At 64.0% G+C, this 21,260-nt stretch carries 22 protein-coding genes; 10 read left to right on the top strand and 12 right to left on the bottom strand.

Translation table 11 applies throughout. From position 1 onward, the window contains the following. Nucleotides 1–55 precede the first annotated feature (55 nt). On the bottom strand, nucleotides 56–739 hold the full coding sequence (locus tag NKI32_RS05960; RefSeq protein ID WP_353002237.1) for a response regulator: 684 nt from the start codon (nucleotides 737–739) through the stop codon (nucleotides 56–58). A gap of 210 nt (nucleotides 740–949) precedes the next feature. Here NKI32_RS05960 and NKI32_RS05955 point away from each other — a divergent pair, with 210 nt between their 5' ends. The 3 genes from NKI32_RS05955 to NKI32_RS05945 are packed head-to-tail and all read left to right on the top strand — an operon-like array spanning nucleotide 950 to nucleotide 3,404. Next, on the top strand, nucleotides 950–1,672 hold the full coding sequence (locus NKI32_RS05955) for a fumarylacetoacetate hydrolase family protein (protein WP_353002235.1): 723 nt from the start codon (nucleotides 950–952) through the stop codon (nucleotides 1,670–1,672). Between the two features lie 4 nt (nucleotides 1,673–1,676). Continuing rightward, complete coding sequence (gene maiA / locus NKI32_RS05950; RefSeq protein WP_353002233.1) at nucleotides 1,677–2,327, top strand: maleylacetoacetate isomerase; 651 nt, start codon at nucleotides 1,677–1,679, stop codon at nucleotides 2,325–2,327. A 36-nt stretch (nucleotides 2,328–2,363) separates the two neighbouring features. Further along, nucleotides 2,364–3,404 (top strand): zinc-dependent alcohol dehydrogenase family protein, encoded by a 1,041-nt coding sequence (locus NKI32_RS05945; RefSeq protein WP_353002232.1) that lies wholly within the window; start codon nucleotides 2,364–2,366, stop codon nucleotides 3,402–3,404. A gap of 28 nt (nucleotides 3,405–3,432) precedes the next feature. On the opposite strand, the gene NKI32_RS05940 is transcribed toward NKI32_RS05945, so the two are convergent. Continuing rightward, complete coding sequence (locus NKI32_RS05940) at nucleotides 3,433–4,296, bottom strand: DMT family transporter (protein ID WP_353002230.1); 864 nt, start codon at nucleotides 4,294–4,296, stop codon at nucleotides 3,433–3,435. A gap of 106 nt (nucleotides 4,297–4,402) precedes the next feature. On the opposite strand from NKI32_RS05940, the gene NKI32_RS05935 reads away from it, so the two are divergent. Further along, a complete protein-coding gene (locus NKI32_RS05935; protein ID WP_353002228.1) occupies nucleotides 4,403–5,821 on the top strand; it encodes an aminotransferase-like domain-containing protein in 1,419 nt (472 codons plus the stop codon). A gap of 4 nt (nucleotides 5,822–5,825) precedes the next feature. On the opposite strand, the gene NKI32_RS05930 is transcribed toward NKI32_RS05935, so the two are convergent. After that, the gene (locus NKI32_RS05930; protein WP_353002227.1) at nucleotides 5,826–6,719 is read right to left on the bottom strand and encodes a LysR family transcriptional regulator; all 894 of its coding nucleotides are present in this window, start codon (nucleotides 6,717–6,719) and stop codon (nucleotides 5,826–5,828) included. Nucleotides 6,720–6,840: 121 nt separating this feature from the next. Here NKI32_RS05930 and NKI32_RS05925 point away from each other — a divergent pair, with 121 nt between their 5' ends. Then, nucleotides 6,841–8,313: an MFS transporter gene (locus NKI32_RS05925; RefSeq protein ID WP_353002225.1), complete on the top strand. Its 1,473-nt coding sequence runs from the start codon at nucleotides 6,841–6,843 to the stop codon at nucleotides 8,311–8,313. 15 nt (nucleotides 8,314–8,328) lie between these two features. Here the strand turns inward: NKI32_RS05925 and NKI32_RS05920 are convergent, their stop codons facing one another. The 3 genes from NKI32_RS05920 to NKI32_RS05910 form a co-directional block, all read right to left on the bottom strand. Continuing rightward, a complete protein-coding gene (locus NKI32_RS05920; protein WP_023681725.1) occupies nucleotides 8,329–8,826 on the bottom strand; it encodes a MaoC family dehydratase in 498 nt (165 codons plus the stop codon). Nucleotides 8,827–8,989: 163 nt separating this feature from the next. Further along, nucleotides 8,990–9,412, bottom strand: a complete 423-nt coding sequence (locus tag NKI32_RS05915) for a phasin family protein (protein ID WP_353002223.1) — start codon at nucleotides 9,410–9,412, stop codon at nucleotides 8,990–8,992. 107 nt (nucleotides 9,413–9,519) lie between these two features. Beyond that, nucleotides 9,520–10,815, bottom strand: coding sequence for a DUF445 domain-containing protein (locus NKI32_RS05910; protein WP_353002221.1), 1,296 nt, complete (start codon nucleotides 10,813–10,815; stop codon nucleotides 9,520–9,522). A 295-nt stretch (nucleotides 10,816–11,110) separates the two neighbouring features. On the opposite strand from NKI32_RS05910, the gene rirA reads away from it, so the two are divergent. Continuing rightward, nucleotides 11,111–11,572, top strand: coding sequence for an iron-responsive transcriptional regulator RirA (rirA, locus tag NKI32_RS05905; RefSeq protein WP_023672640.1), 462 nt, complete (start codon nucleotides 11,111–11,113; stop codon nucleotides 11,570–11,572). Between the two features lie 108 nt (nucleotides 11,573–11,680). Here rirA and NKI32_RS05900 read toward each other — a convergent pair whose 3' ends face one another. Genes NKI32_RS05900 through hemP form a run of 5 tightly spaced genes read right to left on the bottom strand, consistent with a single transcriptional unit; the run spans nucleotide 11,681 to nucleotide 15,768 of the window. Beyond that, complete coding sequence (locus NKI32_RS05900; protein WP_352445950.1) at nucleotides 11,681–12,469, bottom strand: heme ABC transporter ATP-binding protein; 789 nt, start codon at nucleotides 12,467–12,469, stop codon at nucleotides 11,681–11,683. 6 nt (nucleotides 12,470–12,475) lie between these two features. Next, on the bottom strand, nucleotides 12,476–13,570 hold the full coding sequence (locus tag NKI32_RS05895; protein ID WP_353002219.1) for a FecCD family ABC transporter permease: 1,095 nt from the start codon (nucleotides 13,568–13,570) through the stop codon (nucleotides 12,476–12,478). Between the two features lie 4 nt (nucleotides 13,571–13,574). Next, nucleotides 13,575–14,456, bottom strand: a complete 882-nt coding sequence (locus NKI32_RS05890; protein WP_353002218.1) for a heme/hemin ABC transporter substrate-binding protein — start codon at nucleotides 14,454–14,456, stop codon at nucleotides 13,575–13,577. 10 nt (nucleotides 14,457–14,466) lie between these two features. After that, nucleotides 14,467–15,525: a hemin-degrading factor gene (locus tag NKI32_RS05885; RefSeq protein ID WP_352740570.1), complete on the bottom strand. Its 1,059-nt coding sequence runs from the start codon at nucleotides 15,523–15,525 to the stop codon at nucleotides 14,467–14,469. Nucleotides 15,526–15,561: 36 nt separating this feature from the next. Continuing rightward, complete coding sequence (gene hemP, locus NKI32_RS05880; RefSeq protein WP_023673860.1) at nucleotides 15,562–15,768, bottom strand: hemin uptake protein HemP; 207 nt, start codon at nucleotides 15,766–15,768, stop codon at nucleotides 15,562–15,564. Nucleotides 15,769–16,028: 260 nt separating this feature from the next. Here hemP and NKI32_RS05875 point away from each other — a divergent pair, with 260 nt between their 5' ends. The 4 genes from NKI32_RS05875 to hmuQ all read left to right on the top strand — a co-directional run bounded on the left by NKI32_RS05875 (nucleotide 16,029) and on the right by hmuQ (nucleotide 20,068). After that, on the top strand, nucleotides 16,029–18,176 hold the full coding sequence (locus NKI32_RS05875) for a TonB-dependent hemoglobin/transferrin/lactoferrin family receptor (RefSeq protein WP_353002216.1): 2,148 nt from the start codon (nucleotides 16,029–16,031) through the stop codon (nucleotides 18,174–18,176). Between the two features lie 5 nt (nucleotides 18,177–18,181). After that, entirely contained in the window at nucleotides 18,182–18,616 is a 435-nt protein-coding gene (locus NKI32_RS05870; protein ID WP_353002214.1) for a hypothetical protein, read from the top strand. A gap of 127 nt (nucleotides 18,617–18,743) precedes the next feature. After that, nucleotides 18,744–19,703 (top strand): energy transducer TonB family protein, encoded by a 960-nt coding sequence (locus NKI32_RS05865; protein WP_023706052.1) that lies wholly within the window; start codon nucleotides 18,744–18,746, stop codon nucleotides 19,701–19,703. Between the two features lie 50 nt (nucleotides 19,704–19,753). Beyond that, complete coding sequence (gene hmuQ / locus NKI32_RS05860) at nucleotides 19,754–20,068, top strand: heme-degrading protein HmuQ (protein WP_023706053.1); 315 nt, start codon at nucleotides 19,754–19,756, stop codon at nucleotides 20,066–20,068. A gap of 45 nt (nucleotides 20,069–20,113) precedes the next feature. Here the strand turns inward: hmuQ and NKI32_RS05855 are convergent, their stop codons facing one another. After that, nucleotides 20,114–21,178, bottom strand: coding sequence for a glycosyltransferase (locus NKI32_RS05855; RefSeq protein WP_353002212.1), 1,065 nt, complete (start codon nucleotides 21,176–21,178; stop codon nucleotides 20,114–20,116). Between the last annotated feature and the right edge of the window lie 82 nt (nucleotides 21,179–21,260).

Genomic DNA, 21,260 nt, shown 5'->3' with positions numbered 1-21,260 from the left:
CCCCACCCCGCTCCGCTTCGCGGATCGACCCTCCCCACAAGGGGGAGGGTAAAGATCAAAACCCGGCCTGATCGCGAAACAACTCCGCATTGTCGAGCTTCGACACCTCGATCACCGCCTGCGTGCGGCTATACACATTGAGTTTGCGCAATATCTCCGAGACGTGCGCCTTCACCGTGGTCTCGCCGACCTGCAGCTCGTAGGCGATCTGCTTGTTGAGCAGGCCTTGGCGCAGCATCTGCAGCACGCGCAGCTGCTGCGGCGTCAGTTTGGCCAGCCGCTGCACCATGTCGGCGCGGTCGGCGCTGTCGGCGTCCGGCGGCTGTCCCTCATAGTTTTCCGGCACATAGATCGCGCCTTCCATCACCGAGCGGATGGCGGCGGCGAGATCGCTCTTGCGCGCCGATTTCGGGATGAAGCCGGCAGCGCCATAGGACAGTGCCTCGGAAATGATCTTCGGCTCCTCATAACCCGAGACGACGACCACCGGCAGCCGCGGATGGCGGGTCCTGAGCTGCAGCAACCCCTCAAAGCCATGGACATCGGGCATGTTGAGATCGAGCAGCGCCAGATCGAACGGTTTTATCCCACCCAGGAGATCGAGCGCCTCGGCGATCGAGCGTGCCTCCACCGTGTCGACTTCCGGGTACGCCATCTGCACGGCGCTGTGCAGCGCCTCGCGAAACAACGGATGGTCGTCGATGATCAGAAACCGGGCGCGATCGTTCACTGCGGTCATGGTGTTCGTTTCAGTCCTCCCTGGGCAGGATACTCCCGCTGGTATGGGCAGCTTATTGGCAAATAGTCTATCGCCATCTTAACCCCCGGAGGCGAAGCCGACTTTATCAGACAATCAAGGCGCAGCCGATGCTTTTGCGGACGCTGATGCCTTGCCCGGCGGTTCAAATCGGTCAAATGTGCCGTCAAGATCCCAAGCAGAGACCCGCGCATGACAGACTTCGTCCTTCCCCTGCCCGCAACACCATCGGTCGCCGTCGCCGGCTCGGCCGAGCGTTTTGCGGTGCGCCGCATCTTCTGCGTCGGCCGCAACTACGCCGCGCACGCCCGCGAACTCGGCAATGACGAACGCGACCCGCCCTTCTTCTTCACCAAGCCGGCCGACGCGGTGACCGATTCCGGCACCACGATCCCCTACCCGCCCTTGACCAAGAACCTGCATCACGAGATCGAGCTGGTCGCGGCGGTCGGCAAGGCCGGCTTCCGCATTCCTCGCGCGCAGGCGCTCGACCATGTCTGGGGCTACGGCGTCGGCATCGACCTCACTCGCCGCGACCTGCAGGACGAAGCCAAGAAGGCGGCGCGGCCCTGGGATTGGTCGAAGGCCTTCGACCGCTCGGCGCCCTGCGGTCCGCTGGTGCCGGCCGCCAAATCCGGCCATCCGCAAAAGGGCCGCATTTGGCTCGCCGTCGACGGCGCGGTGAAGCAGGAGGGCGACCTCGCCGAACTGATCTGGCCGGTCGCCGATATCGTTTCGATCTGCAGCGGTGCGGTTGTACTACAACCGGGCGACCTGATCTTCACCGGCACGCCGGCCGGTGTCGGTGCGGTGGCGCCGGGACAGACGATGACCGGCGGCGTCGACGGCATCGGCACCATCGAGATCACTGTCGGCCAAGATTCGATCGGCCAAAATTCCACCGGCAAGCCGTGATCCGATGAGCGACCTCGTCCTCCACAACTACTACCGCTCCTCCACTTCCTACCGCGTCCGCATTGCGCTCGAGATGAAGGGGCTGGGCTACGATTACGTGCCGCATCATCTGCGTCATGGCGACCATCTGGAGCCGGCTTACCTGTCGGTCAATCCGCAGGGGCTGGTGCCGGCGCTGATCCTGGGCGACGGCACGCTTTTGACGCAGTCGCTGGCGATCATCGAATATCTCGACGAGACCCACCCCGAACCGCCGCTGCTGCCGAAGGACGCGCTCGGCCGGGCGCGCGTGCGAATGCTGGCGCAGATGATCGCCTGCGACATCCACCCGGTGAACAATCTGCGCGTGCTGACCTCGCTGCGCACTTTGTTCGGCGCCGGCGACCAGGATGTCATCCACTGGTTCCGCCACTGGGTGAACGAGGGTTTCCAGCCGCTTGAAAAGATTCTGGCTTCGTCTGCCGAGACCGGCACCTTCTGCCACGGCGACGCACCGGGACTGGCCGACATCTGCCTGGTCGCCCAGATCGCCAGCAACGCCCGCTTCGGCGTCGACCTGACACCCTACCCCGAGATATCGCGCATCCACGCCGCCTGCATGGCGCTGCCGGCCTTTCAGAAGGCGGCGCCGGAGAATCAGATAGATGCCGAATAGGCTCACAATGCCGGAGCAGAGCACGGAGAGTTGCCGATGAAAGCCGTCGTCTTCGAAAAATTCGGTGAGACGCCGAGAATCCTGACCGTGCCGGATCCGAAACCGGCTGCCGACGGCGTCGTCATCAAGGTCGAGGCGACCGGGCTCTGCCGCAGCGACTGGCATGGCTGGATGGGTCATGATGACGGCATCACGCTGCCGCATGTGCCGGGCCATGAACTGGCCGGCATCGTCGTCGCCGTCGGCAAGCGGGTGACCCGCTGGAAGGCCGGCGAGCGCGTCACCGTGCCGTTCTGCGTCGGCTGCGGCCGCTGCTTCGAATGCAATTCGGGCAATCATCAGGTCTGCGAACACCAGACGCAGCCCGGCTTCACCGCCTGGGGATCGTTTGCCGAATATGTCGCCATCGAGCATGCCGACACCAATCTCGTGCGCCTGCCCGAGGAGATGGAGTTCGCCACCGCCGCCAGCCTCGGATGCCGCTTCGTCACCTCGTTTCGCGCCATTGTCGACCAGGGCCGGGTGACGCCGGGCGAATGGGTGGCGGTGCATGGCTGCGGCGGCGTCGGCCTGTCGGCGATCATGATCGCCAGTTCCATGGGCGCCAATGTCATCGCCATCGACCTCACCGACGAGAAACTGGAATTGGCCAAAAAGATCGGCGCGGTAGCGACCATCAACGCCTCGACGACGCCGAACGTGGTCAAGGCGGTCAAGCAGATCACCAATGGCGGCGCGCATATGTCGATGGACGCGCTCGGCCACCCCACGACATCGTTCAACTCGATTGCCAATCTGCGCCGGCGCGGCCGCCATGTGCAGGTCGGCCTGATGCTGGGCGAACACGCCCGCCCGCAAGTGCCGATGGACAAGGTGATCGCCTTCGAGCTGGAAATCCTCGGCAGCCACGGCATGCAGGCCTACCGCTACCCCGCCATGATGGAGATGATCCGCACCGACAAGCTCAAGCCCGAACTGCTGGTCGGCAACAAGATCAGCCTTGATGAGGCGCCGGCGGCGCTGATGGCGATGGGCGGTTTCGAGGGGATTGGCATTGGGGTGGTGACGAAGTTCTAGGGCGGAGTCGCCCTCCACCACCAAACTCCTAGCGCGCAAATTTCTTCGCCCCGAACACGCAGGCCACCACGCCGAGCGTGACGACAATCATCAGCGGGCTGACCTGTTCGTGCAGCAGCGTCGCTGCCAGCGCCAGGCCGAAAAAGGGCTGCAGCAGCTGCAACTGTCCGACCGCGGCGATGCCGCCTTGGGCGAGGCCGCGATACCAGAAGACGAAGCCGATCAGCATGCTGAACAGCGAGACATAGGCGAGACCCGCCCAGGCGCCGGAGCCGACGCCGGCGAAGGACGACGGCAGCGTCGCGAACGTCAGCACCAGCATGATCGGAAGCGAGATCGCCAGCGCCCAGCAGATCACCTGCCAGCCGCCCAGCCTGCGCGACAACGCGGCCCCCTCGGCATAGCCCAGGCCACAGACGATGATGGCGGCCAGCATCAGACCGTCGCCGATCGGTGATGCTGTTACGCCTTGAGAGAAGGCAAAACCGGCGACCAGCGCACTGCCGATGCAGGAGAACAGCCAGAAGGCCGGGCGGGGACGCTCGCCACCGCGCAGCACGCCGAAGATCGCTGTGGCCAGCGGCAGCAGGCCGACGAAGATGATGGAATGCGCGGAGGTGACGTGCTTGAGCGCCAGCGCGGTGAGCAAGGGAAAGCCGACGACCACGCCAAGGGCGACGATCACCAGCGACAGAAAATCGCCGTGCTCCGGGCGTTTCTGCCGAAACAGCATCAGCATGGCGAGACTGAGAAGTCCGGCAATCGCGGCGCGGGCCGAGGTCAGGAATATCGGATCGAAATCGGCCACGGCCACGCGCGTTGCCGGCAGCGAGCCTGAGAAGATCAACACGCCGATGAATCCGTTCATCCAGCCGCTCGCGGTCTTGTCCATTCCAGGCTCCATTGCTTTCGCCCTCTATTGGGCAAGTGCCTATGGTGCAGCCAGAGACAATGCAGTACAATTCCGCAAAACTGTAATGGCTGATTGAGCAATACAGATGACTGGTCTCGTTCTGGAAGTCGACACCGCACGCACTGTTGCCGCGGCCACTCTGGTCGAAACTGTCATGGCGACCATCCGCCAGCGGATTGCCGCGCGCAGCCTGACGCCGGGCGCGCGGCTGCCTTCGATCCGCGCCTTCGCCAAAGCCATGCAGGTGTCCAAATCCACCGTCGTCGAAGCCTATGAGCGGCTTGCTGCCGAAGGCGCGATCCGCTCGCGGCCGGGCTCGGGTTTCTATGCCGCCGGATCGCTGGCGCCGCTATCGCTGGCCGAGATCGGCCCTCGGCTCGACCGCGCTGTCGATCCGCTTTGGGTTTCGCGCCAGTCACTGGAAGCCGGCGACGAGATGCTGAAACCCGGCTGCGGCTGGATGCCGGCCTCATGGATGCCGCAGGCGGCCTTGCGCCGGGCGCTGCGCACCGTGGCGCGCGCCGACGATGTCGACCTGGCCGATTACGGCACGCCGCTCGGCCTGCCGCCGCTCAGGCAATTGCTCGCGCGGCGCATGGCTGGCCACGGCATCGAGGTCTCGCCCGAACAGATCATGCTGACCGAATCGGGCACGCAGGCCATCGATCTTCTGTGCCGCTTCCTGATCGAACCCGGCGATACCGTGCTGGTCGACGACCCCTGCTATTTCAATTTTCACGCGCTGCTGCGCGCCCATCGCGCCAAGGTCGTCAGCGTGCCCTACACGCCATCGGGGCCGGATATCGAGCTGTTCGCGCAGGCGCTCGCCGAGCACAGGCCGCGCCTCTACATCACCAATTCCGCTATCCACAACCCGACCGGCGCGATCCTGTCGCCGGTCACCTCGCACCGGCTGCTGAAACTCGCCGACCAGTCGGACCTGACCATCATCGAGGACGATATCTTCGCCGATTTCGAGCACAGCCCAGCGCCCCGGCTGGCGGCGTTCGATGGCCTCAACCGCGTCGTCCATATCGGCAGCTTCTCCAAGACGCTATCGGCATCGGTTCGCTGCGGCTTCATCGCGGCACCGCGCGACTGGATCGAGCAACTCACCGACCTCAAGATTGCCACCACCTTCGGCGGCGGCCGGCTGGCGGCCGAACTGGTGCTGGCGCTGCTTAGGGACGGCAGCTACCGAAAGCACATGGAATTGCTGCGCGCGCGGCTTTCCCGCGCCATGGGCGAGACGGGCGCGCGCCTGAAGGCGATCGGCATCGCGCCCTGGATCGACCAGCCCGCCGGACTGTTCCTGTGGTGCGGCCTGCCCGATGGCGTGGACGCAGCCGAAATCGCCCGCCGCGCGCTGGCCGACAACATCGTATTGGCGCCCGGCAACGCATTCAGCCTGTCGGGAACCGCCAGCCGCTTCCTGCGCTTCAACGTTGCCCAGTGCCACGACGAGCGGATTTTCAGGGTGCTCAAGGCGGCAATGGCGCGCTGAGCGCTCAGCGGGAGCCCGCGCAGACCTCCCGAACGCAATCTCGCAGCCAGCGTTGCGCCGGATCGGCATCGAGCCGTGGATGCCAGAGCATCGAGATGGTGACCTCCACCGTGGCGACCGGCAGCGGAAAGCTGACCATGCCCGCGCGTGCGCCTTGCGTGTGCCGTTCGGGCACGCTGGCGATAAGGTCCGAAGCGCGCGCCATGGCGAGTGCAGCCGAAAAGCCGGAGACCATGCACACCACGGTTCGCTGCAGGCCTAGCTGCGCCAAAGTCTGATCGATCGGCCCTCTTTCCCGACCCCGCCGTGAAACGCTGATGTGGCGGCCGGCCGCGTAGCGTTCAGGCGTTACCGCGCCTTCACTCAAAGGGTGGCCGGCTCGCACAGCACCGACGAAGCGGTCGCGAAACAGCGCCTGTATCAGCACTTCAGGTCCGGCCTCGCCGGCAACGCCGATTTCTAGATCGATCGCTGCGTCGCGCAACGAGGCGACATCCTTGTCGGCTTTCGGCGCAAAGCGCAGCCGCACGCCCGGCGCCTCGGCCTGTATGCGAGCGACGAGACGCGGCCCGAACTCCTCGACGAACCCCTCATTGGTGCGCAGCGTGAAGATCTGGTTCAGCTTCGCGAGATCGAGAGGCCTGGCAGGGCGCAGCAACGTTTCTGCTTCCTGGACGACATGGCCGGCCTGCTGCCGCAATGCCTCCGCGCGCGGCGTCGGGACCAGGCCGCGGCCGGCGCGGACCAGCAGCGGATCGCCGGTCGCTTCCCGCAGCCGCGCCAGCGTGCGGCTCATCGCCGACGGGCTGAGCCGTAGCCGGCTGGCGGCGCGCGCCACGCTGCCTTCGGCGAGCAAAACGTCGAGCGCGAACAGCAGATTGAGATCGGGCGATGCCATCGGCGGATTGTAGCACATGCCATGGCGTTTGGCGCACGAATAAGATGCAAATGCTGCGCCTTCCGCCATTCCGCCCCGACGACTAGATCTCGGTTGCGGGACTGACAAGGAGGAAATCGCCATGGCAACTGCCGAGCAGAACGAGCGCGCATCGGCGCCGCAGAACACCCGGTCCGCAGGCCTGGCCCACTCTCCTGTCTTGGCATTGGCCAGCCTGTCGTTCGCCACGCTGCTGTCGTCGCTTGGAACCAGCATTGCCAGCGTCGGACTGCCTACCCTGATGCAGGCGTTCGGTGCGTCGTTCCAGTCCGTGCAATGGGTGGTTCTCGCCTATCTGCTCGCCATCACGGCCCTGATCGTCAGCGCTGGCCGACTGGCCGATATGGTCGGCCGCCGGCCGTTGCTGCTCGGCGGCATCGCGCTGTTCACGCTGGCTTCGGTGCTCTGCGGCCTGGCGCCCACGCTCTGGCTGCTGGTCGCGGCGCGCGCCGTGCAAGGGCTGGGTGCCGCGCTGATGATGGCGCTGACGCTGGCCTTTGTCGCGGAGACCGTGACCAAGGAGAGAACCGGCAGCGCCATGGGCCTGCTCGGCGCCATGTCGGCAATCGGCACCACGCTCGGCCCCTCGCTCGGCGGCTTTCTGATTGCCGGCTTTGGCTGGCGGGCGATCTTCCTCGTCAATGTGCCGCTCGGCCTCCTGACCTTTGCCCTCGCCTGGCTGGCCCTGCCTGCCCGCGACAAGACTGCGGAAGCAGCTCAAAACAGCTTCGATGCGATCGGGACGGTCTTGCTGGCCCTGACGCTGGCCGCCTATGCATTGGCCATGACGCTCGGCCGCGGCCATTTCGGCGCCCTCAACACCGGCCTGCTGGTTGCCGCCGGCATCGGCGTCGTTCTGTTCGGCGTCGCGCAGAAGAGGGCGAAGAATCCCTTGATCCGGCTTGCCCGGTTGTACGACATCCGGCTCAGCGCCAGCCTCGCCACGAACCTCGTTGTCGCCACAGTGATGATGGCGACCCTGGTGGTCGCTCCATTCTATCTGTCGCGAGCGCTGGGGCTCAATGCTGCGATGGTCGGCGTGGTCCTGTCGACAGGTCCGCTGGTCTCCGCGCTCTCGGCGCTCGTCGCCGGCCGCCTCACCGATCGCTTCGGCGCGCACAGGATGATGGCCGTCGGACTGTTCAGTCTTGCCGTCGGAACCTCATTGTTGTCGCTCGCCGCAACAAAACTCGGCATTGCCAGCTATATCGTGCCGATCGCCGTCACCTGCTTCGGGTACGCCCTGTTCCAGACATCCAACAATGCCGCCGTCATGAGCGGTGTCGCTGCCGGCGAGCGCGGCGTGGTGTCCGGCCTGCTCAATCTGTCGCGCAATCTCGGCCTGATCACCGGCGCATCGTTTATGGGCGCCATTTTTGCGGCTGCCTCGACGGGAGAACGGCAAAGCCAGGACATGCTGACCTCAGCGGCAGCCGCGCACGGCATGCAGGTTACCTTTCAGACGGCAACGGTCCTGGCGGTGGCTGCGCTGTTGCTGGCACTGCTCTCGACCCGCGCCGGCGGCAGGCTGTCGGTGCGGCAACAGCCATCATGACCGAAGATAGGGAGCTTACGCTCCCGCCCGCTTGCGCCGCTCATAAAGCATGACCAACGTTTCGGCGGTCAGCGCCGGCCTCTGTTCGCCCTCGATCTCGACCGTATTGGCGGCCTTCATCAGATACTGGCCCGGCCCCTTGTCCTCCACCGACAACAGCGTCGTGCGCAGCCGGATGCGTGCGCCGACCCTGACGGGCGCCAGGAACCGCACCTTGTCGAAGCCGTAATTGAAGGCGGCTTGCGTGTTTTCGGGTACGATGCCCATGCCCAGCGCCAGCGCGCCGATGATCGACAGCGTCAGATAGCCATGCGCGATCGTGGTGCGAAATGGGCTCTGCCGCTTCGCCCGCTCCGGATCGACGTGGATCCACTGATGGTCGCCTGTGCATTCGGCAAACTGGTTGATGCGGTTCTGGTCGACGGTCGTCCATTCCGACACGCCGAGCTCCTGCCCGGCCATCGCCCTTAACTGCTCGAAGGTCGGCGGCGTTTTCGGCCGTAGTTCCGTCATTCCTGCTTTCCCGATGGCTCCCAGTGCCTCGGACCACGAACGGACGGCCCCTGTCAATTCGCCCGTTGCGATTCCGTCCCGCCATTTTCCGCCAAACAGCGTCCCTCGTCCATGCTCATGCGCCGCAAGCGGTCCACTCCTCTCGAGATGGTTGCGTTGAGAGTCACTTCTTCTCATAGCCCGAGCGGATTTCCTCCATCGCTTCCTTGATGCGGCTGCGCAGGATTTCGACCGATTCGGTGCCGGATTTCTTGACCAACTCGGCCACTTCGCCGGCATTTTTCAGGGCGGCTTCGAAGGATTTCCTGGCGAACTCCGCCTGTTTTGTCATCAGTTCCTGGGGATTGCCCGGCGCCTTGTAGCTCTGCGCCATGTCGCTGACTTCACGCAGCGTGTCCTGCAGCATCTCGCGCTGTCTGGACAACAATGAGGTCGCGCCGGCAGCTCCCGCCCGCGTCGATCTTTCCAGGGCCTCGAGGTTCTTGCGATGATGCGCGAGGATCGCCTCGACATTCGGCACCTTCAGGTCACGGCCGAACCGGCTGAACATGTCAAGGAACGAATCGGAGTCGGGTTGTTTGGCCATTGCTCGTGCTCCCCAGTGCCGCAAATGCTGAACCCTGTTCTGGACAATAGCACTCGCGCGCCGTGTGTCCATTCGGACGCCCAAGCAATTCAGCGGCAAATGCAGCATCAGCCAGCGAGAAACAGCCTCTCCGCCGTGTAGAGCACGAGACCGGCCAGGCCGCCAATAATCATGCCATTGAAGCGGATATATTGCAGGTCCCTGCCGATGTTCATCTCGATCAGCCTCGTCAGCTGGGCAAGGTCCCAGCGCTTGACCTGATCGGCGATGAACGTCGACACACCGCTCTTCTGGCTCTCCACGAACGACGACAGCGCCACGACAAAGCCCTGGTTCATGTCGGCCCTGATCTGCGGATCGCCTGAGAGATGGCGGCCGACCTCGACGAACATGTTGGCGAGATGCGCGCGAACAATCGAATTCTCCGCCTTGGCGTCCTGTTCGATGAACACGCTGAGGCTCTGCCACATGTCGCCGGCGAGCGACTTCACTTCCGGCCGCGCCAGGAAATCGCGCTTCAGCTTCTCGGCCCGTTTGGCGTATTGCTTCGAGGTTCTGAGCCGCTCGATGAAGCTGTGCGCGAAACGGTCGAATTCGGCGCGCATCGGATGGTCGGGATCGGCCCGCACCTCGTCAAGCAGCGAACCGGCGGAAGCGACGATCTTTTTCAGCAGATAGGCGTCGGCTCTGAACAGGTTGAACAGCGACGGCAATTCCTCGCGGATTTTCTCGCGCATGGTCGCCAGCGCCTCTTCATCGTTCAGGAACCGGCCGATCACCCTGGTGAATTCGTCGAAGAGTTTCTGGTGGCGGCGGTCGTCGGTCAGTGCCGACAGCAATTCGGCCGCGAGCGGCGCCAGCGGCACCTTGTCGATCTGCTCCAGCATGCGGCTGGTGACGAAGCTCCGCAGGCCGGATTGCTCGATCGCCGCAAGCGTCTGCGGGACCAGCCGTACGACGAAGCGCGACAGGCCGGCAGAGCGTTCGGCGTCAGTCAGCCAGTCGGCGACGAGTGCTGCAAAATCGACCTCGGCCAGCTTTTCCCGCACCGGCCCGGGCGCCAGAAAATTGACCTCGATGAAGCGGCCCAGATTATCGGCGATGCGGTTCTGGTTCGCTGGGATGATGGCGGTGTGCGGGATCGGCAGGCCCAGCGGCCGCTTGAACAGCGCCACCACCGCGTACCAGTCGGCCAGGCCGCCAATGGTCGCCGCCTCGGCGAAGGCCGCCACGAAGCCCAGCCACGGATACTTGGCCTCGGACGATTTGGCCACGGCAAAAACCACGACGCAAAGCACCAGCGCAGCCGTGGCGAGGAACTTTGTCCGCCGCAACGCGAAAAGCTTGGCGCCCGTCTCGGCATCAAAACCGCCAGGCGCCAGGGACGAAGCCGATTGGGACATGATACGCCGCTCCTCATCGATCTCTTGGCTATCTGGCATGGGCTATTTAGGGGGTGTTTGGGCCCGTAGCATGATCGGATGGGCCGATTTCGTCCGGGAATTGCCGGTTTCGCACGCAAAGTTGACAAGAATGTTCATCTATCATGCAATCCCAGTCTGGAATTGTTCCAAGGTATAGGCCATATTCCGATCAGGCCAGTGTGGGCGAATCCGAAACTCCGGGTGAGAAAGCCGCACCAGCACAATCTAAAATCTGGTGCAGTTCCAACGCGCCAGCACTCGGGTGAGGAATGAAATGCGGCTGACGCGCCAGACCAACTACGCCATGCGCATCCTGATGTATTGCGCCGCCAACAACGATCGCCTGAGCCGCATCCCCGAGATTGCGGCCGCCTATTCGGTGTCGGAGCTTTTCCTGTTCAAGATCCTGCAGCCGCTGGTCGAGCATGGCCTGGTCGAGACAGTACGCGGCAGGAATGGCGGCGTGAGGATCGGCCGCCCCGCCGAGCAGATCAGCCTGTTCGACGTCGTACGGGTGACCGAAGAGAGCTTTGCCATGGCCGAATGCTTCGAGAACGACGCCGCCGAATGCCCGCTGGTCGACAGCTGCCAGCTGAATTCGGCGCTGCGCGAGGCGCTCAACGCCTTCTTTGCCGTACTCTCCCGCTACACTATCGCCGATATGGTGGCGGCGCGCCCGAATGTGCGTCATTTGCTCGGCATCGACATGCTGGTCCAGCGAGCACCGGCCGCCTGAGTTTTCTAGTGCATGTCGCTCAAAATTGGCCCCGGTTTTGAGACAACGACATGCATAAAGACAATGACCTAAAGCGCGTCGCCTGAGTCCGTTCAAACGCGATGCGCTTTAGGCGGCTGACTGCGGCAGCACAAACGGCATGTTCGCCGCCGGCAACACACCGACCCTTAGCCGACAATCGAACACCTTTTCGATCAGATCGTCGCTCAGCACCTCCTGCGGTGAACCGTCGGCGGCGAGCCGACCGCGATGCATGACGAAAATCCGGTCGGCATACATGGCCGTCAGATTGAGGTCGTGCAGGATGGCGATCACACCGCCGCCGCGCCGGGCGAAATCGCGGGCGATGTTCATGATGATCAGCTGGTGCTTGATATCGAGGCTGGAAACCGGCTCGTCGAGATAAAGATAGCGCGGCTTGCCGTCCAGCACCGGCGCCCAGACCTGGCACAGCACGCGCGCCAGCTGCACACGCTGTTGTTCGCCGCCCGAAAGCTCCTGATAGAAGCGGCCGGCAAAGCCGTCGAGGTCGACCCGCGCCAGCGCCCGCTCGGGCAGACGATCATCTTCGCCCGGCAGAACGCCGGAACGGCCGCCGATAAGGCCGAGCCTGACCACTTCGTGCACGGTAAAGGGAAAGGACAGGGTCGTCGCCTGCGGCAGCACGGCACGCACGGTCGCGGCCTCCACCGGCCTCATCGCGGAGAGGTCGCGCCCGTTGACGGCCACTGTCCCCGTAAACGCCAGATCGCCCGACAACGCCTTCAAGAAAGTCGTCTTGCCCGAGCCGTTCGGTCCGACGATGGCGGCGATCTCGCCCGGCCGTGCGACAAAATCGACATTAGCGACGATGCGTTTGCCGCCCATCGCCACTGAGACATCGCGTGCTTCGATCATGCCGCCTCACAAGTCGATTACGCCGCGCTTGCGCAGCAGGATCCAGAGGAAGAACGGCGCGCCGGCGATCGCCGTGACGATGCCGATTGGCAATTCGGCCGGCGCCACGATGACGCGGGCAACTGCGTCGGCAAGAAGCAGCATCGAGGCGCCGAGCAGCGCCGATGCCGGCAAGAGATAGCGATTGTCCGGACCGATCAGCAGCCGCAAGAGATGCGGCACGACGATGCCGACAAAACCGATGCCTCCGCTGACTGCGACAGAGGCGCCGACCGCTGCCGAGACGCCGACGATCGCGGTGTGTTTCAGCCGCTGTACCGGGATGCCGAGATGTCCGGCCGTCGCCTCGCCGAGCGCCAGGGCGTTGAGGCCTTTGGCCAGGAACGGCATTGCCGCAAGCGCCAGCACGATGATCGGCCCGACGGAAGCGATCTTCGGCCAGGTCGCGCCGCCAAGCGAGCCCAGCTGCCAGAAGGTCAGGTCGCGCAACTGCCGGTCGTCGGCCATGAAAATCAGGATACCGGTCAGCGCCATGGCAAGGGCTGCGAGCGCAATGCCGGCAAGCAGCATGGTGGCGACCGATGTGCGCCCCTGCCGCGTGGCGACACGGTAGAGCACCAGCGTCACCGCAAGGCCACCGCAAAAGGCGGCCAACGGCAAGGCCAAACTGCCGAGTGCCAAAGTGAGCGGCGCCAGCCATGTTGTGCCGAGCACAATGACGGCGACGGCGCCGAGGCTGGAACCGGCTGAAACGCCGATCAGGCCGGGATCGGCGAGCGGATTGCGAAACAGGCCCTGCATGACCGCGCCCGATACGGCCAGCGCCGCCCCGATGAGCACACCGAGCAGTACGCGCGGCATGCGGATATCGTAGACGATCAGCCGGTCGCGGGCACCAAGCGCGGCGTCGTCCGGCATGGTGCCGGTCAGCCAGTCACGAATGACACCAACGGCCGATGCATCGGAAGCGCCCGACCTCAGCGACAGGAACATCGAAAGGGCAAGCGCCACACACAGGAGCACAATAACCAGGCGAGCGCGCCCGGAACGATCGCCCTCGGCCACCTTGCCCGCCGCGCCGGCGATCGACTGATCCACCATCGGCTCAGTCCGTGACCTGGCTGCCATAGAGCGAGGCGGCCAGATGGTGGATGGCATCGGCCGTGCGCGGCCCGAAGCCGAGGAGATAGCTGCCATCCATCAGGGTCAGTTTGCGGCCTTCACCGGCCGGCGTCGAGGTGATCGACGGGATGGCAAACAGCTCGGCCTCCGCAATCGGCGGTCCGGCATTCTTCATGGCCAGGATCACGTCCGGCCTGGCGGTTACGATGGCCTCGTCGGACATCTGCTTGTAGCCGGAAAAACCTTCGACGGCGTTGACCGCACCGGCGAGCTTGATGATGCCATCACCGGCGGTGTCGGTGCCGGCGGCCAGGATCTTGCCGCCCTGGATCGACAGCACGAACAGGATGCGCTTGCGCTGCTTGATCGACTGCGTCTGTCTTTCGGCCGCCTTCAGCTTGGCGTCGGTCTCAGCCACCAGCGTCTCGGCCTTGGCGTCGACGCCTAGCGCCTTGCCGACGATGCGGATCTTTTCCAGGATGCCGTCATGGCTGTAATGCTCGGGCACGTCGATGAACGGAACGCTCGACTTTTTCAGCACATCGACCGCTTCCTTCGGCCCACTGCCATGCAGCGCCAGAATGCCCGAAGGATTGACCGACAACACGCCTTCCGGCGACAGCTGGCGCATATAGCCGACGTCGGGCAGCGCGACCGCGGCGGCGGGGTAGCGGCTGGTCGAATCGCGGGCGACGAGATGACCTTCCTCGCCAAGCGCGTAGACGATCTCGGTGATCGAACCGCCGATCGCCACGATCCGCGACGTGTCGGCAAACACGGCCACGTTCTCGCTGGCCGGCACTGGGGCGGCAATAAACAGCGACAGGCCCATGGCCGCGGCAAGCATCCTGAACAGTGAAATCATCGTCGTTTCCTCAGGCTGCGGTCGGGCTTGGAATGCGCGGCAGGTTCTCGGCAAGGAACCGCCAGTCGTCGCGCTCGCCCTCGCCTTCATGGCGCTTGCCGAAGAACTGGATGATCATCTTGCCGTCGGCGCCATAGGCTTCGAGCGAGGTGACATGACCGTCCTTGGTCGGTTTGCGCACCGCCCACACCTCCTGGATGTGGTCGGTGCGCAGATGCAGGTGGAACGTCTCGTCCATCACGTTGATCCACGGCCCCATCGGCCTGATCGACTTGACGGGACCGGAATGGATCTGGATGCAGCCTCGGTTTCCGACAAAACACATGATCGGCATGCCGTCGGCGGCGGCATGGTGGAACATGGCGCCGATGGCGTCATTGTCGAGCAGCCAGGCATAGTCCTGGCCGACCATGCGCACGGCCTGGCGGCGGGTGAGCTTCAGCGTTTTCAACATGCCAAAGAACTGATGCACGTCGGTCAGCCGGCTCCAGCGGTCGCGCAGATCATCGATGTCTGCGGCAATGCCCGACGTCTCCGCGTCGTCGTCGGCCAGGCCTGCGATAGACACGGTCGCCTCCTGGTTCGGCGATTCGAGTGCGGCCACGAGCTTCTGGTAGGCATAGAGATTGGAAGCCGGCCGCAGATGCACCTTGTGCACCGCATCGCCGGCCGCGTCGAAGAATTGCAGGCTGCGGCGGATATCGCCGCCGTCGCGCTTTTCCACGGCAAAGCCATGCGCCCAGACTTTGGGAAAAATGCGCAGGTCGATGTTTTCGCCCAGCACCATGGCGTTGTGCGTGCCTGTGACAACCTTGTCGTAGACGCCGATCTTCTCGTGCACCGCGCTTTCGTTGCGGGTCAGCGCCATCACTTCGCCGACGGCGTCGAGGCCGGTCAGAAGATCGTTGACCCTGGGCTCGACGCGCACGACGCCGTCGCCGCAATGCGCGGCCACCAGCTCGGCCTCGGAAATACCGAGCTCGGCGGCAAGATCGCGCTCGCGCGCTTTCGGATTGTCTGCCCGCGCCCGCCGGATTTCATGCGGGGCGGGTTTTGCGCGCTGGTCCATGTCCTGCTTACCTGTCTGCCGTGTTTGGTCGTTTCGTCACTTGTTGAGGATGAGCTTGCCCTGGCGGGTGATCTTCAGCCGATAGAGCGCGCCATGGTGCTCGATGCCGATCTCGTGCTCGCCCTGGAACAGCGTGTTGGAGGACAGCGTCCGCACCGCCAGCGGCACCCGGTCGAAGCGGGTCGGCGTCTCCTCGGAACGGCGGACGCGGTAACGGAAGTCGTTGGGATTGTGGGTGTTCATCTCTTTCGATCCCTTTCCTGTGCCGGGCAACTGGCTAGGCGTTGCAAAAATGTCGATTAATTCTTGACTCGAATAATCATGTTTATTAGTCAGTGCAATACCGGACCAAATGAGTCAACATTTAAGACGCCGGACACAATGAAAAATGCCAGCGAGCACCAAGCCAGCCAGCATCGAACCTGGAATTTTGGAGTTGGGGCATGGGCTTGGGAAATTGTGGACGACTGGGTCTGGCGAGCACCGGTCCGGTGCATCGGTCTATGGCAAAGGTGGCCTTGCTTGCGGGGGCAGCGACGATCGCGCTGCTGACATCGCCGGCCAGCGCTCAGCAGGCTGCTCAGCCGGCCGCTGACCAGGCCGACCAGACCAGGAAAACCGAAGACACCAAGCCGGCGCCCGCCGGCGCGACGCTGCTGGACAAGATCCTCGTCATCACCCGCACCGGCGAGACGGCAATCGAATCGCTGGCCTCGGCCAGCCATGTCGACCAGGAACAGCTCGACCGCCGCATGGCGACGACGCCGAACGAAATGCTGCTCGGTGTGCCTGGTGTCGCCGTGCAGGCCGATGCGCGACGCGTCAGCTCCAGCATCAACATCCGCGGCCTGCAGGATTTCGGTCGCGTCGCCGTCATCGTCGACGGCGCCAGGCAGAATTTCCAGCGCTCCGACCACGGCACGCAGTCGACCTTCTATGTCGATCCCGAGCTCATCAAATCCGTTGACGTCATTCGCGGACCGACCGCCAACACCTACGGCTCCGGCGCCATTGGCGGCGTCGTCTTCTTCGACACCAAGGATGCGGTGGATTTCCTCAGACCGGGCGAAACCTGGGCCGGCTCCGTCACCGGGCGCTATGAAAGCAACGGCAAGGGCTGGACCGCCAGCGCCAGCGGCGCCTACAAATTCAACGACGATTTGGATGTGCTGGGCAACATCGTCTACCGCGACTACGGCGACTACAAGAATGGCAGCGGCGACACCGTCGCCGGTACCGGTTTCGACGTGCTGAGCGGCCTGCTCAAGACCAGAATCCGCCCGAGCGAGAACAGCGAATTGAAGCTCGGCTGGGTCGGCTCGAGCGACGGCTGGACGGAAACCAGCGGCGGCGTGCCGGCCAACGACGTCGACCTGAAGTCGAACACCTTCACCGCCCGCTACAACATCACTGACGACGCCAGGAGCTGGCTCGATCTCCACATCAACGCCTCCTACAACAAGACCAATCTCGACCTCACCACGCTGGTCCCGCAGAACCGCTTCGATCCGTCGACCGGCCTTCCCGTGCTGCTGCCCGTCGGTTCGACCTCGACCTTCGACGTTGGCACGGCCGGCGTCGACATCTGGAACACGTCGCGCTTCGAAACAGCCGGTGTTGCGCACGAATTGACCTATGGCGGCGACTGGGTGGGTGACGATGTCGAGACCGGCGGCACCGCCGGCGGCGACAGCTTCTACACCCCATCGGGCAAGCGTAGTGTTTCGGGCGCCTACATCCAGGACAAGCTCACCTGGGACTGGCTCGAGGTCATTGCCGGGCTGCGTTACGACAATTACAGCCTCGAAGACAGCACCCACGAAACGTCAGGTGATCGTCTGTCGCCGCGCATCACCGTTGGTGTCACGCCCTTCGAAAGCGCCAGCCTGGCGGGCCTGCAGTTCTATGGCACCTACGCGGAAGGCTACCGCTCGCCGTCGCTGACCGAAACGCTGATCAGCGGCAACCATCCGGCGGGCGTCACCTTCCCGTTCCTGCCCAATCCGAACCTGCGGCCAGAAACCGGCAAGACCACTGAATTCGGCGTCAACTACAAGCTGAACGACCTTATCGAGGCCGGCGACGCGTTCCGGCTCAAGGCCGGCTACTTCCACAACGATGTCGACGACTACATCGAAGGCGTCACGTTGTCGGCACTCGACCCGACCAGCGGTTGCCCGTTCGGCCCCGGCATCCCGATCTGCTTCCAGTACCAGAACGTCGCCCAGGCCAAGATCAACGGCTTCGAACTGGAAAGCGTCTACGATGCCGGCTGGGGCTATGCTGGCCTCTCAGCCTCGATCATCAACGGCCACACCATCTCCGATGAAGGCGAGCGGGCCGACCTTGCCACCATCCCGTCCTCCCAGGTCACCGGGCAGCTCGGCTTCCGCTTCCTTCAGGACAAGCTGACCGTCGGCGGCGAGGTGCAGTACAACGGCAAGCCGAAGGGCAACCCCGTGGCCAAGGATTATACTCTGGTCAACGCCTTCGCCAGTTACCAGGCCACCGACAATCTGAAGGTGGACTTCCGCGCCGACAATTTGTTCGACGTCAAATACACCAACCCGCTGAACGGCGGCACCACCGCCGTCATCTATGAACCCGGCATCACGCTGAAGCTGGCCGCAACCATGCGCTTTGGAGGCTGACACCGATGACAAGTTTGACGGCATCGCTTCGCCTCCTGACCTCGACGCTGGCGATGTCGCTTGGCTTGATGCCGGCGTGGGCTCAGTCCGCGCCGGCTCCGCAACTCAGCCTCGAGCTCAATGCCGTGCAGCCCTCGGACAAGGGTTGCCGGCTGACCTTCGTGGTCAACAATGCGCTCGGCGCCGATCTTTCCAAGGCGGCATTCGAAATCGCGCTGTTCAACGAGGCCGGCATTGTCGACCGCCTGAGCGTGCTCGACTTCAAGGACCTGCCGACCGGCAAGACCAAGGTGATCCGCTTCGACCTCGCCGGCACCGAGTGCACCAAACTCAGCCGCGTGCTGATCAACAGCGCCACCGAATGCGCCGGCGTCAAACCGGGCGCCTGCATGCGCGGCCTGAAGACGCAGACCAAGACCGGTATCGCATTCGGCGTCTGAGGTGGGCCTGCATCCCGCCTTCCTGCACGACAATGCGACACGACCCGTCGCAGCTCCGCCGTCATGGCCGGCAACCGATCTTGATTTGACAATCCCACCCCGCTCGCGGCAGGTCTCGCCGCGAACCATGCAGGACATCACCCCCCTCCCCGACGCCGGCAACGAACCGGCGATTACGATGGACGAGCTCGCACAGCCGGCAGCCGCGGACCGCAAATGGACTGTGGCGATCGTCGCGTCCTGCCTGCTCCATGCCGCTGCCGCAGCGGCGTTCTTCATCGGACCCGCAGGGACATTCGATTCCAGTAACGCGATACAATCCGAAGGCACCGAGCAATCGGGCGCCGAGGTGGTCGGCAGCGCCTTGGACAGCCAGGCTCCCGACGCGGTCGATGTTACCCTGGTAACCGATCCGCGGCCGGCCAAGCCCGAGGCCGTTCGACCCGTGCCGCCGACCGAGGCGCCTCAACCGGTAAAGGAGCCGGCGGCGCCCAAGCCTGCGCCGGAAGCCGCCGAACAGGCGACCGCCGCGCCAGATACACTGACGGCCGCCATCCCGAATGATCAAACTGTCGCCCCAAGCGCTGAGACGTCGACTCCGCCAGGGGTTCAAACGCAAAGTTCAGAGGCACCGCCCGCCGACGAGCCCGCCGTTGATTTGCCTGCTGCCAAACCACCAGTCCCGAGCCCGCGGCCGACCCCTCCAGCCGGATCTGGAGATACCCGCGGTGCGGCAGATGGCGAAGAACGCGACGCACCGGCGGTTGCCAGCAAGGGTAAAAACCAGGACGCGGCTGGCAATGCGATGGAATCTCGTTACGGCGGTGAAATTCAAAAGAAGCTTGCCCGCGCTAACCGGCGCGTTTCGAAGGAAATTCAAGCCAAGGCTCGCAACAATGCCAGGGTCTATTTCGTCGTCATGGCTGACGGCAGCGTCAGCGACTTGCAGCTTGTCGAAAGTTCAGGGTCTGCCGAACTAGACCAATTCGCTTTGAAACTGGTGCGCCAGCAAGCCCCGTTCCCGCCCATTCCACCCGAGACCGGATTATCAAGTTGGGTGTTCAGGGCGCGGATCGGTCCGTTTTAACCAGCTCGCAGACCTTCGCCAAATCGTCCATCAATTCAAGAGGAAGCCCAATGTACATCGCCATGAACCGCTTCAAGGTCCAGAACGGCTCGGAGACCGCTTTCGAGGATGTCTGGAAGAACCGCGATTCGAGCCTCTCGGAGATGAAAGGCTTCAGGGAATTCCACTTGCTGCGCGGCCCGGTCAACGAGGCCGAGGGTTACACGCTGTTTGCCTCGCACACGGTGTGGGCAAGCCATGAGGATTTCGTCGCCTGGACCAAATCCGAGAATTTTCGCGCCGCCCACCGCAACGCCGGCACGTCGAAGGTGCACTATCTCGGCCATCCGCAGTTCGAAGGCTTTTCGGTCGTCGAAGGCGCCTGATTGAGATTTCACCCGTCGACGAGATCTGACGACGGGCAGATGCCGTCAGGTTCCGGTTGAATTCCGGCCTGCCAGTCGCCGAAGCCACTGGGCAATGTGCAGGCGCAGCCGCCGCCAGGGCTGTCCGCGTGTCAGGTAGCGCGCCAACCGCGGATCACCGGCCAGCTCCGGGAACTGGCGCACATGCTGCGTCAGGAATGCAGCTATGAAATTGCGCCCGTTGAGATCGCTGAGCCAGGCAGAATTCGCCAGCAAATAGTCTGCGGCATCCGCCGCCAACACGCTCCTGTAGCTCCTGTATGCAGGCGTTTGCCGCACATTGCCGCCGGCAAAGGTAGTTCCGGTGGACAGGTTGGAGCCATGCAGGCGATAGAGGCCGAGACCTTCTGACAGGATGAGGCTACCGCCGGCCTGATGCGCGAGTGTCGCCGTCAGATAATCGGTCCCGACCTTGGCCTTGAACGGGAAGGACAATACCGGTTCCAGCGCGCCACGCCGGTACATGATCGCCGAGCATGGCGACCACAGCCAGCCCGTCACCGCAGGTGCGAAATAGGTTACCGGATGCTCCGATGCATAGGCGATCCCGGGCGCCATGCCGGCAAGCCGGCCACCGGGCGCGATGGCGACGCCACTGCGATCCGGTCCGGACCGCGGTTTGCGCAAGGCAAGGAAGGTGCCGCCCAGCAAGGTGCCGCCGCCATCGACAAGGAACACATCGGAACTCGACAGAGCGGCCGAATGCGTCGTGTTGAGGTGGGCGGACAGATGCGCCAGGAGAAAATCCGGCAGCCACACGTCATCGGAATCCAGAAACGCGACGAAAGGCGCGTCGGTTGCGGCAAAGCCGTCGCGGAATCCTGCGATCTGCCCGCCATTCTCCTCGCGTGCCAGCAGGCGCAGGCGCGGGTCGTCTATATCCCTAAGAAGCTGGCGGACAAAGCCGGCCGAGCCGTCCGTCGAGGCATCGTCGACAATGACGCATTCCCAATTCCGGTAGGTCTGCGCAAGCACCGAGCGGATCGCCTGTTCGACGTACGGCCGATAGTTGAAGCAGGTGATGACCACCGCCACGCGCGGCAGCTCAAACGGTCCGGCCGTGTCTCCCATCTGTTCAGCTGCCCGCTCGAGTTGCTGTCTGTCCCTTGCGCATATCCTTGCAACTCGTTGCAGGCAAGCGAGCCGCGAAAAG

The sequence above is a fragment of the Mesorhizobium sp. M0761 genome, assembly GCF_040320205.1.
Classification (GTDB): Bacteria; Pseudomonadota; Alphaproteobacteria; order Rhizobiales; family Rhizobiaceae; genus Mesorhizobium.
The sequence above is the reverse complement of the archived record's forward strand: the minus strand, read 5'-3'. Positions and strand labels throughout refer to the sequence as shown.

Excerpts from the sequence above, each read along its gene's own strand:
- NKI32_RS05875 (WP_353002216.1), top strand. The coding sequence starts at position 16,029 with ATGGCAAAGGTGGCCTTGCTTGCGGGGGCAGCGACGATCGCGCTGCTG.
- NKI32_RS05915 (WP_353002223.1), bottom strand. The coding sequence starts at position 9,412 with ATGGCCAAACAACCCGACTCCGATTCGTTCCTTGACATGTTCAGCCGG.
- NKI32_RS05890 (WP_353002218.1), bottom strand. The coding sequence starts at position 14,456 with ATGATTTCACTGTTCAGGATGCTTGCCGCGGCCATGGGCCTGTCGCTG.
- NKI32_RS05955 (WP_353002235.1), top strand. The coding sequence starts at position 950 with ATGACAGACTTCGTCCTTCCCCTGCCCGCAACACCATCGGTCGCCGTC.
- NKI32_RS05855 (WP_353002212.1), bottom strand. The coding sequence starts at position 21,178 with ATGGGAGACACGGCCGGACCGTTTGAGCTGCCGCGCGTGGCGGTGGTC.
- NKI32_RS05885 (WP_352740570.1), bottom strand. The coding sequence starts at position 15,525 with ATGGACCAGCGCGCAAAACCCGCCCCGCATGAAATCCGGCGGGCGCGG.
- NKI32_RS05870 (WP_353002214.1), top strand. The coding sequence starts at position 18,182 with ATGACAAGTTTGACGGCATCGCTTCGCCTCCTGACCTCGACGCTGGCG.
- NKI32_RS05945 (WP_353002232.1), top strand. The coding sequence starts at position 2,364 with ATGAAAGCCGTCGTCTTCGAAAAATTCGGTGAGACGCCGAGAATCCTG.
- NKI32_RS05935 (WP_353002228.1), top strand. The coding sequence starts at position 4,403 with ATGACTGGTCTCGTTCTGGAAGTCGACACCGCACGCACTGTTGCCGCG.
- NKI32_RS05910 (WP_353002221.1), bottom strand. The coding sequence starts at position 10,815 with ATGTCCCAATCGGCTTCGTCCCTGGCGCCTGGCGGTTTTGATGCCGAG.
- hmuQ (WP_023706053.1), top strand. The coding sequence starts at position 19,754 with ATGTACATCGCCATGAACCGCTTCAAGGTCCAGAACGGCTCGGAGACC.
- NKI32_RS05940 (WP_353002230.1), bottom strand. The coding sequence starts at position 4,296 with ATGGACAAGACCGCGAGCGGCTGGATGAACGGATTCATCGGCGTGTTG.
- NKI32_RS05920 (WP_023681725.1), bottom strand. The coding sequence starts at position 8,826 with ATGACGGAACTACGGCCGAAAACGCCGCCGACCTTCGAGCAGTTAAGG.
- NKI32_RS05895 (WP_353002219.1), bottom strand. The coding sequence starts at position 13,570 with ATGGTGGATCAGTCGATCGCCGGCGCGGCGGGCAAGGTGGCCGAGGGC.
- NKI32_RS05960 (WP_353002237.1), bottom strand. The coding sequence starts at position 739 with ATGACCGCAGTGAACGATCGCGCCCGGTTTCTGATCATCGACGACCAT.
- NKI32_RS05900 (WP_352445950.1), bottom strand. The coding sequence starts at position 12,469 with ATGATCGAAGCACGCGATGTCTCAGTGGCGATGGGCGGCAAACGCATC.
- NKI32_RS05930 (WP_353002227.1), bottom strand. The coding sequence starts at position 6,719 with ATGGCATCGCCCGATCTCAATCTGCTGTTCGCGCTCGACGTTTTGCTC.
- NKI32_RS05925 (WP_353002225.1), top strand. The coding sequence starts at position 6,841 with ATGGCAACTGCCGAGCAGAACGAGCGCGCATCGGCGCCGCAGAACACC.
- maiA (WP_353002233.1), top strand. The coding sequence starts at position 1,677 with ATGAGCGACCTCGTCCTCCACAACTACTACCGCTCCTCCACTTCCTAC.
- hemP (WP_023673860.1), bottom strand. The coding sequence starts at position 15,768 with ATGAACACCCACAATCCCAACGACTTCCGTTACCGCGTCCGCCGTTCC.
- NKI32_RS05865 (WP_023706052.1), top strand. The coding sequence starts at position 18,744 with ATGCAGGACATCACCCCCCTCCCCGACGCCGGCAACGAACCGGCGATT.
- rirA (WP_023672640.1), top strand. The coding sequence starts at position 11,111 with ATGCGGCTGACGCGCCAGACCAACTACGCCATGCGCATCCTGATGTAT.